This is a genomic window from Marinobacter arenosus, assembly GCF_019264345.1.
GTDB classification, from domain to species: Bacteria; Pseudomonadota; Gammaproteobacteria; order Pseudomonadales; family Oleiphilaceae; genus Marinobacter; species Marinobacter arenosus.
Genome location: NZ_JAHVAO010000001.1, coordinates 2,693,667 through 2,708,121 on the forward strand (window position 1 = coordinate 2,693,667; position 14,455 = coordinate 2,708,121).

Sequence of the window (14,455 nt, forward strand, 5' to 3'; positions counted from 1 at the left end):
GTGGGTCGCCTCGGGGGCGATCAATCGCCGCTCCAGTTGGCCTTGGGGTCCGGTGTCATCCGGAGGTAGGACTTCACCGCCTTGTAGCCCTGGGGGAAGCGCTGCTTGATTTCATCCTCGTCCTGCAACGATGGCACAATCACCACATCGCCGCCGCGCTCCCAGTTTCCGGGGGTGGCGACCTTGTGATCGTCGGTGAGTTGCAGGGAGTCCACCACCCGCAGCACTTCGTTGAAGTTGCGACCGGTGCTGGCCGGGTAGGTGATGATCAGGCGCACCTTCTTGTTCGGATCGATCACGAACAGGGAGCGAACCGTCAGACTGCTGTCGGCATTGGGATGGATCATGTCGTACAGTTCGGACACTTTCCGGTCCTGGTCTGCGATGATCGGAAAGTTGACCGAGCAGCCCTGGGTTTCATTGATATCCTGGATCCACTCCTTGTGGGATTCGACCGGGTCCACGCTCAGGGCAATGGCCTTGACGTTGCGCTTGGCGAATTCGTCCTTGAGCTTCGCAGTCAAGCCCAGCTCGGTCGTGCATACCGGAGTAAAGTCGGCCGGGTGCGAGAACAGGATGCCCCAGCTATCGCCAAGCCAGTCGTAGAACGAGATTCTCCCTTCACTTGAATCCTGCTCGAAATCCGGTGCGGTATCTCCAAGACGTAAACTCATAAGCTACTCTCCTTTTCCTGCAAGGTTCGGCAGTTTTCGTTGACCGGCCGCGTATCCGCCGGAATGTTTACTCAGTCTATACAACAAACGTGGGTCGTGTTGGGGCGGAAAACAAGGCCCTAGGCGTTGCCCACGGTTTTCTGCTGGTCAAAGTGCTCCCGGGTCAGCCTGAACACCACCGGGCTGAGCAACAGCAGCGCGATCAGGTTGGGCAGGGCCATCATGGCATTCAGGGTGTCCGCCACCAGCCACACGAATCCCAGGTTCAGGGTCGCGCCGACCGGGATGGCCACGATCCAGGCGATTCGATAGGGCACAATCGCCTTCACACCGAACAGAAACTCGATGCAGCGTTCACCATAGAAGGACCAGCCGAGAATGGTGGTGAACGCGAAGACCGCCAGGGCGATGGCCACCACGTAATTGCCGACGCCGGGCAGGGCCTCGGCAAAGGCCATGGAGGTCAGTTCAGCGCCGGAAACACCGGCGGTCCAGGTACCGGAGGTAATGATGACCAGCCCGGTGATGCTGCAGATGATGATGGTATCGATGAAGGTGCCCAGCATCGCAACCATGCCCTGGTTGATGGGGTTCTTGGTCTGGGCGGCGGCGTGGGCGATGGGCGCCGATCCGAGGCCGGCTTCGTTGGAGAAAATGCCTCGCGCTACCCCGAAGCGAATCGCGGCCCATACGGCGGCGCCGGCAAAGCCACCCTGGGCGGCGATCGGGCTGAAGGCGTGTTCGAACACCAGCGCCAGGGCCGCCGGGATTTCGGCGGCGTTGATGGCCAGCACCAGCAGCCCGGCGGTCAGGTAGGACAGCGCCATCAGCGGCACCAGGGCACTGGCAACGTGCCCGATCCGGCGGATGCCGCCGATCAGCACCGCACCGACCAGCACCATCAGAATCAGGCCGGTCACCCAGTGGGGTATATCAAAGCTGGCTTCCATCACGTCGGCCACCGAGTTCGCCTGCACCGTGTTGCCGATGCCAAAGGCCGCGATGGCCGCGAACACGGCGAACAACACACCCAGCCAGGCCCACTTGGCGCCCAGGCCGTTGCGAATGTAGTACATCGGGCCACCGACGTGGGCACCCCGTTCATCCACTTCGCGGAATCGCACCGCCAACACCGCTTCCGAGTACTTGGTTGCCATCCCCACCAGGGCGGTCAGCCACATCCACAGCAAGGCCCCGGGACCGCCCAGGAATACGGCAGTGGCCACGCCGGCGATGTTGCCGGTGCCCACCGTGGCCGAGAGTGCGGTCATCAATGCCTGAAACGGCGGTATCTCGCCCTCGGTCTCGGCACCGGTGGCCTTGCGGCCCTGCCACATCAGCCGGAACCCGGCACCCAGTTTCAGGATGGGCATCAACTTCAGGCCGAGACTCAGAAACAGTCCGACCCCGAGAATGAGAACCAGCATGGGTGGACCCCACACCAGTGAATTGATTTGTCCGACGAACGAGGATATGGCTTCCATGGGGATCTCCCGTAGTTAGCAGTGGGTGCCCTTTTGAGGCTTAACCGTATGAGTTTAAGTGATAAATTTGATCTGTAAACGGTTGAGGCCTTTTTCGGTTTTCCTTTCTGTGTTGCATTGCCTATGGTTATAGAAAGGGGCTCCATCTGGGAGCCACTGCAATCAGATTCAGCGGGAGGAGACCTGTCCATGCGCTCACTGAAAGTCTCTGATGTCATGTGGAATCACATTGAACCCGTTCGGTGTGGCACGCCGTTGACTCGAGTGGTGAAAACCCTTCTCCAGAACCATGTGACGGGATTGCCCGTCGTCGACGATCAGCGGCACGTACTGGGCTTTGTGTCGGAACAGGACTGCATCCATTCCCTGTTGGTCAGCAGTTACCACTGTGAGGGGGATCCCATTGTTGACGACGTGATGTTCCGCGAGCCGGTCACGATCTCGCCGGAGATGGCCGTTGTGGATCTCGCTCAGAACCTCGGGGCCGGCAAGCCCAAAGTTTTCCCGGTTGTGGATCATGGCAAACTGATTGGTATTGTGACGCGTACGGCTATCCTGGCGGAACTGGCGCGGGCAGGTTGCGGAATCGAGCTGCCCAAGTTCGTCAGTGCTGACGACTGATACCAACTTTCTCCAAGCCGAGGACGCTATGGAACTCCTATCCACCAATCTCTGTTTCGACGGCGAGCACCGTCGTTACCGGCACCACTCAGCCACGCTCGAATGCGATATGGAGTTTGCGGTGTTCCTGCCGCCGCGGGCCGTGGCTCGGGAACCGCGCAAAGTACCGGTGATGTACTGGCTGTCGGGGCTGACCTGCACCGACCAGAACTTCATGCAGAAGGCCGGGGCCATGAAACGGGCGGCCGAGCTGGGCCTTGCCATCGTCTGCCCGGACACCAGCCCTCGCGGCCTCAATCTCCCCGGAGAGGACGACGAATACGACTTCGGCACCGGCGCCGGGTTTTACATCAATGCCACGCAACAACCCTGGGCGCCTCATTACCGGATGTACGATTACGTGGTCAAGGAACTGCCACAACTGGTCGAAAATGAACTGCCGGTGACCGATCAGCGGTCCATCAGTGGCCACTCCATGGGTGGCCACGGCGCGCTCATTGCGGCCCTCAAGAACCCGGGGCGCTATGCCTCGGTCTCAGCCTTTGCGCCCATTGCCAATCCGTCCGAGTGCCCCTGGGGCCAGAAAGCCTTCACGGGGTATCTCGGGGACGATGTCTCGGCCTGGGAGGAATGGGATGCCACGCTGCTGATCCCGACGGCGCGGGAACGATTGCCGCTGTTGGTTGACCAGGGCACCGCCGACGATTTCCTGGATACCCAGCTCAATCCGGAGGCGCTTGCGGAGGTCTGTGAAACCTTTCATCACCACATCAACCTGCGCATGCACCGCGGCTACGACCACAGCTATTTCTTCATTGCCTCGTTCATTGACGACCACCTGACCTATCACGCCCAGGCCCTGGGGCTTCGGTGACCGCGGGCCGACGCGGATTCAGGACTGGAAGCCCCAGATCCGGCTGAAATCCATCGACGGCATGATTTCGGGCTCCTCGAGAGCCCGGATATTGAACTCCAGAATGCTGGTGTCCCGTTCGAAGGTGCCGCTGTAGCGGTTGCCCCGGGGACCGAAGATGGCCTTCACGAAGGGGCCGCGGGCCCGGACCGGTCGGCCCGTGACCACCCCGACTTCGTTGTTGTCGAGCCGGACCAGAATGCCGGGCGGGTAGTCCCCCAGTACCTGAAGCAGTGCCCTGGGAATGGCCGGGCGGAACTTGCCGTCTGCAAGCGTGGCGATGAGCCGCCGGGCATTCGCGACGTTCATGCGGGGCCGGTAAGCCCGTTTGGTGATCATCGCCACGTAACGCTCCGACAGTGCCAGGATTTCCGCCTCTGGACGAATATCGGTTCCGCTCAGCCCCAGGGGGTAGCCCGAACCGTCCGCCTGCTCGTGGTGCTGGGCGATGATCGTGTTCATCAGCCGGTTATCGATGCCGGCGGCCTGAAGGGCCTGGACGCTGCGTTCCGGGTGCTTCTGGATCACGGTGCGTTGCTGGTCGCTCAATACCTTGTTGGAGGCATTGAGCTGATCGGCGACCGGCACCAGTGCCAGGTTAGCGGTCAGGGCGGCGGCGGTGAGCACGCTGAGACGTTTCTCTTCCAGCCCGAACTGACGTGCGATGAACTGGCTGAGGATGGCGTAGAACAGGGTCTGTTCCAGGATGGTCGGGCCGATTGAATAGAGGTGAATCAGTGCCAGGCTGGCATCGGGCGCTTCGGTGCAGGTTCGCTCGATCATCCGCGTGAGCCCCATCAACCGTTTCTGGGCCGAGGGGTCGCCTTCGGTGATGGCGTTCAGCGTGGTTTCCAGCGCGTGAAGCAGGTCGGGGTAATCGGCAAACGGATTGCGTTCGCGAGCATCCTCGAAGATCTCCTCGTGGGGACGTTCGATCTTCCTCGGTTTGAACCGGCCTCGTTCGAACAGCTGCTCCAGCTGGGAATTGGTCTGTATCACATAGCCCTGGCGCAGCAGTACGTTGCCGTCGGCGTCATAGACATTCCAGGGCAGGGGGCGTCCCAGCTCAAGGGCGCCGGGTGCGATTCGGACCAGATTGTGCACGATGGTGTGTCCTGCTGGCAGAGTTTACGGAGGTTCAGTTTACCCCTGAATGTGCTCCGGCCTCTATATCTGCTTGATGCGGGAGCTTGTTTTGCCCAATTTGACTGCGCGGGCGTTGGAATTCGATGACGCGACTGGGCGCGGGTTCGCGTTTTGTGACGCTGCGTCACGGATTTGTAAAATCTCGTCCGGGTATAGAGAACCTCCAACCGCCTTGAGCTATGCTACCGGATCAAACAACTACGTCGTCGGTCCACGCCCTAGATGTTCTACCGCCTGAAGACGGATTTCCGTCTGTCGATCATCACCCTGCTCGGTGCCAGTGCCATTCTGGGCATCACGCCGTTCGCGGTGTTCCGGTTCATGCAGGGAAACCATCTGGCCGGCCTGGTCGACGTCACCATACTGGTCGGTATTGTGGCCAGCGTGAGCCACGCCTGGTTGACGGGCCGAACCGAGCGCAGTGGCCTGTTCATGGCAGTCATGACGTCCTCCAGTGCCGTCGTGGTGGGCGCAGTGACCGGCGAGCCGGGGCTGTTCTGGGTATTTCCCTGCCTGGTCACCAGTTTCTTCCTGGCCCGTCCGCGGCTGGCCATCGTGATTAATCTGGGCGCCATCCTTGCCTTGATGGCCCAGGTCGACATTTTCCGGTCACTGGTTCAGATGTGGTCGTTCGCGGCGGGCGCGGTGGTCGTCAGTGCCTGTGCCTACGTGTTCGCCCACCGGAACGAAAGTCAGCGGGAAAGGCTGGAACACCTGGCGACCATTGATCCTCTCACCGGCGTGCGCAACCGGCGGTCCATGGACCAGGAGCTGGCCCTGGCGGTCGCCAATGCCGATCGTACCGGACTGCCCTACTCGGTGGCCTTGCTGGATCTCGATCACTTCAAGAAAATCAACGACGAGTATGGTCACAGCGTGGGTGACGACGTGCTGGTGGACATGGTTGCCCTGACCCAGCAGAACACCCGGCGAACGGATCACCTGTTTCGCTACGGGGGTGAAGAATTCGTGCTGTTGTTACCCGGTACCTACGGCGACGGCCTGAAAACGGTACTGGGCAACCTCCAGCAGATTCTCCGGAAACACCTGAAACATCCGGGTGGTCCGGTCACGGCCTCGTTCGGCGTGGCTCAGCTCGCGCTTGGTGAGAACGTCGACAGTTGGCTGGCGCGCGCCGACGCGGCCCTGTACCAGGCGAAAGCGTCGGGGCGCGATTGCATCATCTATGCAGATCCGGCTCCGGTGCGAAGCGAAACAGCCGCCAGCCGAGAAGAATGCTCGCTGACGTAAGCCCCCCGGTCAGTCCTACCCAGAAGCCGGCTGCCCCCATGGCCGGTCTGATCACGTCGGTGAACGTGAGCAGGTACCCCAGAGGCAGACCCACGCCCCAGAACGAAAACAGCATGATGAACATCGGAATCCGGGTGTCCTTGTAGCCCCGCAAGGCGCTGATGCAGGTCACCTGGATAACGTCCGCAATCTGGAACAGGGCGGCAAACAGCAACAGCCGGATGGTGACCTGTTGCACCTCGGCTTCACTGGTGTAGAGCGCTGCAATGCCCTCGGAAAAGCCCCAGAGCATGACGGCGAAGACCAGCGCGGTGGCTGCCGCCAGGATCAGCGAACTGCGCGAAATCAGCCGGGCGGTGTCCGGTGTTCCCGCCCCCATGAGGAAGCTGACCCGCAGGGTCAGAGCCATGCCAATGCTCAGGGGCAGCATGAACAGCAGCGAGACCACGTTCAGCGCGATCTGGTGGCCGGCCACGACCACCGGCCCGAGGGGTGCCAGGAACAGGGCGATGATCGAGAACATACTGGCTTCCACGAAAATCGTGAAGCCGATGGGTACGCCGATTCTGAGGATGTAGACCAGGCCGGCAAGGTCCGGTTTGGCGCGGTCAGCAAGCAGGTGAAAACGCCGGTAGGCGGCGCTGCGATTGAGGTACACCAGCAGGGCGATGGCCGCGACGCCGTTGGACAGGGAGGTGGCCCAGCCGCAGCCCACGCCACCCATGGCCGGCAGCCCCAGCTTGCCGTAGATGAAGATGTAGTTGAGTGGCAGGTTGATCAGGGTGCTCAGGACCGAAAACGCCATGATCACGCGGGTATGGCCCAGTCCATCGGTGAGTCCACGCAGTGCGGTCATCAGCAGCATGGCCGGAACGCCCCAGGCAAAGGCGTTCAGGTATCCCTGGGTGATCCCGGCGGTGTGGGCTTCCAGGTTCAGCAGATCGAGGACCGGATGCACGTGGGTCAGCAACAGGATCATCACCACCGAGCCGGCGGCGGCCAGGTACAGGCCCTGCCAGGTCGCCGGCATGATCCGGTCCAGCAGCCGGGCACCGTTGTAGCCGGAAATGATCGGTTGCAGGGCACCCAGAAGGCCCATGAAAAACAGGAACAGCGGCATCCACAGGCTGCTGCCGATGCCCACTGCCGCCAGGTCTTCGGCACTGGCGTGGCCGGCCATGACGGTGTCGATCACGCCATTGGCCATCTGGGCGACCTGGGCAATCAGGATGGGGCCGCCGAGGGTCGCCAGGGTTCGCCACTCGCCCAGGGTCTGGCGTACCAGCGGCTGGCGGGTCTCCGGTAGGGGCTGGTGGATTTCATCCATAGTGTGGCGGGTCCGGGTGGTCGTTCCTGATGGTGGCGTTCCCTGCCCTCAGTTGGCAGGGCTGGCATGGTACCGCATTCGTGCCGGCGGCGGGCATCCGGGTTTCTGCGTCTGGACCTCTGTCGGGCCTGAAAATTTCCGACAAAACGGGTAAAGTACGCGCCTTGGTTTTCAGGGGTGCGGTCACAATGGGTTTACTGGTTTTCGTTACGGTTCTTTGGGCATTTTCGTTCAGCCTGATCGGCGAATTCCTGGCCGGTCGGGTCGACAGTGATTTTGCGGTACTCAGCCGGGTCCTGCTGGGGGCGCTGGTGTTCCTGCCGTTTACCCGCTGGCGCGGTGTGCCTTCCGGAATGAAACTGGGCATCCTGGTGACCGGCATGCTGCAGTTCGGGATCACTTACCTGTGCCTGTATCGGTCCTTCAGTTATCTGTCCGTTCCGGAAGTCTTGCTGTTCACCATCTTCACGCCCCTCTACGTGACGCTCATTGACGATGCCCTGTTCCGGCGATTTTCGCCGATGGCGCTGGTGGCGGCTGGCATTGCAACCCTGGGCGCGGGCATCATCCGGTACGATGGCCTGAGCGAGGACTTCATCACAGGCTTCCTGCTGCTGCAGGTGGCAAACTTCACCTTCGCCGCAGGCCAGGTGGGGTACAAACACATCATGCGGCATTTCCCGCTGGAACTGCCCGCGTATCGCACATTTGGCTACTTCTTCTTCGGGGCGCTGCTCATTGCCCTGCCGTCGTTCCTCATTTTCGGCAATGCCGAGCGCCTGCCGACCACGTCCCTGCAATGGGGCATCCTGGCCTGGTTGGGGCTGGCTGCCTCGGGGCTGGGTCTGTTCCTGTGGAATCGCGGTGCCTGCTATGTGGATGCCGGCACCCTGGCGATCATGAACAATGCCCTGGTGCCCGCGGGCTTGTTCGTTAACCTGCTGATCTGGAACCGGGACGCAGACCTCATGCGTCTGGCCATTGGGGGCGGTGTCATCGCGTTTTCCCTGTGGGTCAACGCCCGCTTCCATCCCCGAGCCCGCCTCGTGGCCTCGACGTAAGTATTTCCCTCTACTCAGGATTTTCGCGGCCTGGCCGTTACCGATCGGATTGCAGGATCGTGCCCGACAACTACCCTGAGTAGCGTGGGCGCGGATTTCCCGTGGTCCGCCGTTACGTGTTTCGGCCCGAATCAGAGAGCAGCGAAGGTATGCGACAAAATCTCCCGGTTACCCAGCGTGAAATCAGGATGCGTCAGGGTGGGCGACTGATCACCACCACCGACCTCAAAGGGGTGATTACCTACTGCAACGAGGAATTCGTTGAGATCAGCGGGTTTTCCCGAGAGGAGCTGATCGGACAGGCCCACAACATCATTCGTCACCCGGACATGCCGGGGCCAGTGTTCCAGGGTATGTGGGACTACCTCAAGGCGGGTCAAGCCTGGATGGGCGTCGTCAAGAACCGGGCCAAGAGCGGTGACCATTACTGGGTCAGCGCCTACGTGACGCCGATCCGTGAAAACGGTCGAACGGTGGGTTACGAGTCGGTTCGGGTTGAACCGACCCGGGAACAGGTGGCTCGGGCTGAAGCCCTGTATGCCCGCATCTCCGCCGGCAAATCGGTGCAGAGTGCCGGCAGCAGGGTGGCCGCGGCGCTCAGGTCCGGGTGGCCAATGTTGCTGTCCCTGGTGCTGAGTCTGGTAGCCCTCGGCTTCGACCACACCTGGCTGGCGGCGGCGCTGGTGGTGATTGGCCATGCGCTTGGTGCCGGCCTGATCCTGAAGTCCGTGACCGGACGCCTTAATCGATTGCTTGATCTGCGCCCCGATGCCTTCCGGGATCCGGTGGTTGCGCGCACCTACAGCAATGAAGATGGATTGTTCTCCCAAATGGGCCTGGTGCTGAAGAGCGAGGAGGCCCGAATCCGGACGGCACTGGCCCGCATCGACGACCAGGCCGAGCTGCTGTACGAGCAGGCCCGGGCCTCCTATGGCTACATCAGTGAGGGTGCCTCAGCCATCGCCCGTCAGCGCGCGGAAACCGATCAAACAGCGTCGGCCATCAATGAGATGACGGCCTCGATCCAGGAGGTTACGGAATCGGTTACCAACAACGCCCGGGAGGCGGAGGAAGCCAATCGCCTGGCCGGGGTCGGTAGCCAGCGCAGCTCCGAGGCCCTGGTGGCCATCGAGCAACTGGTTGGCCGGGTAAACGGGATTGGGCAGAGCATCAGCAAGCTGGGGGAATCCACCAACAGCATTGGCGAGGCCGCGAGCCTGATCTCCGAGATTGCCGATCAGACCAACCTGCTGGCGCTGAACGCCGCCATCGAGGCGGCCCGTGCCGGCGAACAGGGTCGGGGCTTTGCCGTGGTGGCGGACGAAGTGCGCTCCCTTGCCCGTCGAACCCGGGAATCCACGGTTCGCATCCAGGACGTGATTGACGATTTTCGCCGACAGGTCGACTCGGCCGTGCAGGCAACACGGGATGGCGAAGCCGTGGCCAGTCAAGGCCTGGAAAAAGTTCGCGGGGCGGAGAGCTCCCTACGGGACATCGTGACTTCGATTGAAACCATCTCGGACAGCTTCATCAGCATGTCGGCGGCGTTCGAAGAGCAAAGTCAGGTGTCCGATGAGATCAATCAGCAGATCACCAACATTGCCGAGTTGGCGGATCACAGCGAGGAGCAGGCCGATGCGGCGAAAAAGAGCAGCGATCACCTCAGCGGCATGTCCCGCGGCCTGAAAGACCTGGTCGCTCGCTTTATTAGCAAAAACGGCTAGTTAGCTTTAACAGCTTTTAGCCGGGTCTCGGGTGGCCCGGCCCGATGCCCGGCCAGCGCTGGCATCATGCCGCCAGTGCTGGCAGAATCGCGCTCCAACAGGCTGGGATAACCCGGCCTTGGTCTTCATCTTCGATTCCTCAGACACACCCACAGGAAGCAATCATGACTCAGTCCAATTCGGCTTCGGGCAATGGCGCAGGGGCTTCTCGCGGTCTCTGGTCATCCCGGTTGGCGTTCATTCTGGCCGCGACCGGTTCCGCGGTTGGTCTCGGCAACATCTGGAAGTTTCCCTACGTCACCGGTGAGAACGGCGGTGGTGCTTTCGTCCTGGTGTACCTGCTGTGCATTGCGGTGATCGGTATTCCGATCATGATGGCGGAAGTCTTCATTGGCCGGAACGGCCGGCACAACCCCATCACCAGTATGCGTCTGGTGGCCGAGCGCAATCTGAAGTCGCCGCTCTGGCGGGCATCGGCCGTCATCGGCATGATCGCCGCGTTTGTCATTCTGTCGTTCTATTCGGTAATCGGCGGCTGGTCAGCGTCTTACATTGAGCACGCCGCCATGGGCGACTTCACCGACGGTACCGCCGAATCCATCGGCGAACTGTTCGGTGGCCTGCTGGCCAGCCCCGGCCAGTTACTGATCTGGCACACCATCTTCATGGCGCTGGTGGTCTTGGTAGTGTCCCGTGGCCTCAAGGGTGGTCTGGAACGGGCGGCCACCATCCTGATGCCGGCGCTGTTCCTTCTGCTGCTGGCGGCGGTGGGCTACGCCACCACCACCGGGCATTTCGGCGAGGCGGTGAGCTTCCTGTTTACCCCGGACTTTGGCGCCTTGTCGATCAGCGGCGTGTTGATTGCCCTCGGCCATGCCTTCTTTACCCTGAGCCTGGGTATGGCCATCATGATGGCGTACGGATCCTACCTGGGCCGGGATGTGTCCATTGCCCGCACGGCGGTCAGTGTTGCGATCATGGACACCGCGGTCGCGCTGCTGGCGGGGCTGGCCATCTTCCCGGTGGTATTTGCCAACGGTCTGGAAGCCGGTGCCGGCCCGGGCCTGATTTTCCAGACCCTGCCCCTGGCGTTCGGCAACATGCCCATGGGCGGCCTGTTCGGCACGCTGTTCTTCGTGTTGCTGCTGTTTGCCGCCTGGACCTCCGGTATTTCCCTGCTGGAGCCCGTGGTTGAATGGGTGGAAGAGCGAACCAGCCTGGGTCGTTCCGGCAGCGCCGTTCTGGTGGGGGTGCTGTGCTGGTCCCTGGGCATTGCCTCGATTCTCTCGCTGAACATCTGGTCGGACGTGGCGCCACTGGGCATGTTCGAGCGGTTTGAGGGCAAGACCATTTTCGACCTGCTCGATTACGTCACCGCCAACATCATGCTGCCGCTGTCCGGCCTGCTCACCGCGGTCTTTGTCGGCTGGTTTGTCGCGAAAGAATCCCTCAAGCTGGATCTGTCGCTGGGGGGCGGTGCGTTTACCCTCTGGTACAACCTGATTCGTTTCGTCACCCCGGTTGCGGTCATCATCGTGTTTGCCTATAACCTGATGGCCTGACCCGGCGGAGGTTGTCGCCAGACACAAACCCGGCTCCTGGTGAGCCGGGTTTTTTTTATGGCGGGCCTACGGTGACTGCGAGAAGGATCTCAGCAAGTCGAGGTGCGGCCGGACGGCCTCGATATCTTCCCTGGGGGCGTCCTTGGCACTCTCCATGGCGCTCATGGCGTTCTCCATCATGGCCCGCATCTGGGCTTTCTGGGCCTCGGTCAGGTGGGGGCTGTTATCGATCTCCTCCAGGGCCGAGGCTATCTCCTGCCGGGCCTGCGGGTTTTGCTGCTCCAGTTCAATCGCCATCCACGCCCGGTAGATCCGATCACCGGTGGTGCCCCATTCCTCGAGGTCGCTGAAGCCGTGCTCCTGGGCGATATCCTCCAGTCGGGTATAGACAGGTTCGCCTTCCATCGACGACAGGGTGTCGGAAAAGATATGGGCGAAATCCGGCATCTCCGACTCCTGGTCGGCGGCCATCTCATCGGTGAGTGCTTCGAACTCGGGTTCCAGGGACTCCGCGGCTTTCATGGTGTCAACGAACGCCTGGATGGTCTGTTCAGACAGATCGCGGGCCTGGGCAGGCAGGGACGCCAGCGTCAGAACAGCAATCAGTAACGGGGTCAGCAGGTGGGCCAGCGGGCTCTGGCGGTCGGGGTAGGGTTGAATCATGGGGACTCTCCTTGTTGGTCGGCCCCGGTTCCTTGAGTCCGGGGCCGTGACCTGAGAGTAATGCGTAGTTCGGAAATCTGCCACCCATAGGGGGACGGGGTGGCAGATTCAGACCGTCAAAAGAACAGATCCGGTAACCAGGTCGCGATTTCCGGGAACACCATGATCAGTCCAAGCCCAACGATTTCCACGATGACGAACGGAATGATCGACTTGTAGATGTCGGTCATGGTGATACCCGGCGGCACGATGCCTTTCAGGTAAAACAGGTTGAAGCCGAAGGGCGGTGTCATGTAGCCGATTTCCATGTTGATCACGAACAGGATGCCGAACCAGATCGGATCGAACCCCAGGTTCTCCACGATGGGCATGAACACCGGCAGGGTGATCAGCATGATGCCGACCGGGTCCAGAACCATGGCCAGCAGGAACACGATCACCATCATCGCGATAATGATGCCCCAGGGTCCGCCCGGGATCAGGTTCATCAGGCTTTCAATCAGTTCCTGCGCGCCCATGCTCTGGTAGGCCGCACTGAACGCATGGGCGGCGAACAGAATCCACATGATCATGCCGGTGAGCTTGAAGGTGCGGATGGCCGCTTCCTGCATCACGCTCCACTTGAACTGGCGATAGACCGCGGCGGAAATGAGCGCCCCGAGTACGCCCATGGCAGCGGCCTCGGTCGGTGTGGTGATGCCGCCGATGATGGAGCCAAGGACCATGATCACCACGCCGATGGGCAACAGAACCGCCCGCAGGGCGCGCAATTTCTCCGGCCAGCTCGCGCGTTCCTCTTCCGGCAGTGCGGGCGCCAGTTCCGGCTGCAGCTGGCAGCGCACCAGGATGTAAATGGCGGTGAGCACCATCAGCAGTATCCCGGGCATGATGCCGGCGGCGAACATCTGGCCGACCGACACACCGGTGATCAGGGCGTACAGGATCATCAGGATGCTGGGCGGGATCAGGATGCCCCAGCCACCGCCGGTGTTGATCACGCCCAGGGCCATGCTGCGGTCATAGCCGCGCTCCAGCATCGATGGCAGGGCGATCGTGCCCATGGCGACCACGGCCGCGCCACTGATGCCCACCATGGCAGCAAACACCGCGCAGATAATCAGGGTACCCAGCGCCAGTCCGCCCCGGAGGCCGCCGCACCAGAGGTGCATCATGCGATACAGGTCCCGGGCTACCCCGGTGCGTTCCAGCACCATGGCCATGAACACGAACAGCGGGATGGCCACCAGCGTAAAGCTGCCCATGGTGCCCCAGATCTGGGAGGCCACCATATAGAAGGAGTCAAAGCCCCAGGTGAAATACAGGAACACCACGGAGACGCCACCCAGCACGAATGCCAGTGGCAGTCCCAGCAGCAGGAAAAACAGCAGGGCGCCAAAGAACAGCAGGGTCAGGACTTCAATGCTCACAGCTGTTCTCCTTCGGACTCACCCGCGTCCGGCGTGTAGTAATCCAGGTCGAACGCCACGGCTATGTCTTCCAGCAGCTTGACCAACCCCTGCAGGACCAGCAGGCCAGTGCCCAGGGGGATGGCGAGCTTCACCGGCCAGATCGGCGGATTCCAGGCCGAGTAGGAGGTTTCCCAGCTGGACATGGATTCCTGGGCCATGTCGATCCCGAACCACAGCAGGGCCAGGGTAAAAATGAAGAACACCAGTGACGTGAACATATCCATGAGCGCCCGCTTGCGCGGCGTCAGGTGGGAATGCAGCAGGTCGACGTTCACGTGCCCGCGATGGGCCATGATGTAACCGCCGGACATCACCGCGTAGATTCCGAACAGCATCTGGGTCAGCTCGTTGGTCCAGACCGTGGGCGAGTTGAGCAGGTAGCGAAAGCCAACCTCCAGCAACAGAAACGCGAACATGGCGAAAATGAGGAGGGCTATCCATCGCCCGACGAAATCATTGAGACGGGTGACCCCTCTCATGAATGCGGTCAACACACCCATGGCTTTCTCCAGAAGGACGGTGATTGTAATCGGAGGCAAAAAAGCCGGAGACGCGATGCT

13 protein-coding genes are annotated in these 14,455 nt (G+C 61.5%); 6 read left to right on the forward strand and 7 right to left on the reverse strand.

All coding sequences use genetic code 11. The features are described from left to right. Positions 1-20: 20 nt before the first annotated feature. Positions 21-674, reverse strand: coding sequence for a peroxiredoxin (locus tag KXD86_RS12305; RefSeq protein ID WP_218636298.1), 654 nt, complete (start codon positions 672-674; stop codon positions 21-23). 119 nt (positions 675-793) lie between these two features. Further along, complete coding sequence (locus KXD86_RS12310; protein ID WP_218636299.1) at positions 794-2,158, reverse strand: alanine/glycine:cation symporter family protein; 1,365 nt, start codon at positions 2,156-2,158, stop codon at positions 794-796. Positions 2,159-2,347: 189 nt separating this feature from the next. Between KXD86_RS12310 and KXD86_RS12315 the strand changes: the two genes are divergently transcribed. Beyond that, complete coding sequence (locus tag KXD86_RS12315; RefSeq protein WP_218636300.1) at positions 2,348-2,779, forward strand: CBS domain-containing protein; 432 nt, start codon at positions 2,348-2,350, stop codon at positions 2,777-2,779. Positions 2,780-2,807: 28 nt separating this feature from the next. Further along, the gene (gene fghA, locus KXD86_RS12320) at positions 2,808-3,653 is read left to right on the forward strand and encodes an S-formylglutathione hydrolase (RefSeq protein WP_218636301.1); all 846 of its coding nucleotides are present in this window, start codon (positions 2,808-2,810) and stop codon (positions 3,651-3,653) included. Positions 3,654-3,671: 18 nt separating this feature from the next. Here the strand turns inward: fghA and KXD86_RS12325 are convergent, their stop codons facing one another. Then, positions 3,672-4,796 carry an HD-GYP domain-containing protein gene (locus KXD86_RS12325; protein ID WP_218636302.1) on the reverse strand — a complete coding sequence of 375 codons (1,125 nt, stop codon included), beginning with the start codon at positions 4,794-4,796 and terminating at the stop codon, positions 3,672-3,674. A gap of 264 nt (positions 4,797-5,060) precedes the next feature. Here KXD86_RS12325 and KXD86_RS12330 point away from each other — a divergent pair, with 264 nt between their 5' ends. After that, the gene (locus tag KXD86_RS12330) at positions 5,061-6,089 is read left to right on the forward strand and encodes a GGDEF domain-containing protein (RefSeq protein ID WP_218636303.1); all 1,029 of its coding nucleotides are present in this window, start codon (positions 5,061-5,063) and stop codon (positions 6,087-6,089) included. Here the strand turns inward: KXD86_RS12330 and KXD86_RS12335 are convergent. Continuing rightward, positions 6,019-7,416 carry an MATE family efflux transporter gene (locus KXD86_RS12335; RefSeq protein ID WP_218636304.1) on the reverse strand — a complete coding sequence of 466 codons (1,398 nt, stop codon included), beginning with the start codon at positions 7,414-7,416 and terminating at the stop codon, positions 6,019-6,021. The two genes, KXD86_RS12330 and KXD86_RS12335, sit on opposite strands and share 71 nt — an antisense overlap. A 188-nt stretch (positions 7,417-7,604) precedes the next feature. Here KXD86_RS12335 and KXD86_RS12340 point away from each other — a divergent pair, with 188 nt between their 5' ends. From KXD86_RS12340 to KXD86_RS12350, 3 genes are all read left to right on the forward strand, one after another. Further along, on the forward strand, positions 7,605-8,477 hold the full coding sequence (locus tag KXD86_RS12340) for a carboxylate/amino acid/amine transporter (RefSeq protein ID WP_218636305.1): 873 nt from the start codon (positions 7,605-7,607) through the stop codon (positions 8,475-8,477). 149 nt (positions 8,478-8,626) lie between these two features. Continuing rightward, positions 8,627-10,201 (forward strand): methyl-accepting chemotaxis protein, encoded by a 1,575-nt coding sequence (locus KXD86_RS12345; protein ID WP_218636306.1) that lies wholly within the window; start codon positions 8,627-8,629, stop codon positions 10,199-10,201. A 164-nt stretch (positions 10,202-10,365) separates the two neighbouring features. Further along, entirely contained in the window at positions 10,366-11,763 is a 1,398-nt protein-coding gene (locus tag KXD86_RS12350) for a sodium-dependent transporter (protein ID WP_218636307.1), read from the forward strand. A gap of 66 nt (positions 11,764-11,829) precedes the next feature. Here the strand turns inward: KXD86_RS12350 and KXD86_RS12355 are convergent, their stop codons facing one another. The 3 genes from KXD86_RS12355 to KXD86_RS12365 all read right to left on the reverse strand — a co-directional run bounded on the left by KXD86_RS12355 (position 11,830) and on the right by KXD86_RS12365 (position 14,395). Further along, positions 11,830-12,426, reverse strand: a complete 597-nt coding sequence (locus KXD86_RS12355; RefSeq protein WP_218636308.1) for a hypothetical protein — start codon at positions 12,424-12,426, stop codon at positions 11,830-11,832. 116 nt (positions 12,427-12,542) lie between these two features. After that, positions 12,543-13,853: a TRAP transporter large permease gene (locus KXD86_RS12360; protein WP_218636309.1), complete on the reverse strand. Its 1,311-nt coding sequence runs from the start codon at positions 13,851-13,853 to the stop codon at positions 12,543-12,545. Then, complete coding sequence (locus KXD86_RS12365) at positions 13,850-14,395, reverse strand: TRAP transporter small permease subunit (RefSeq protein ID WP_218636310.1); 546 nt, start codon at positions 14,393-14,395, stop codon at positions 13,850-13,852. Before KXD86_RS12365 ends, KXD86_RS12360 begins: the two co-directional genes overlap by 4 nt. Between the last annotated feature and the right edge of the window lie 60 nt (positions 14,396-14,455).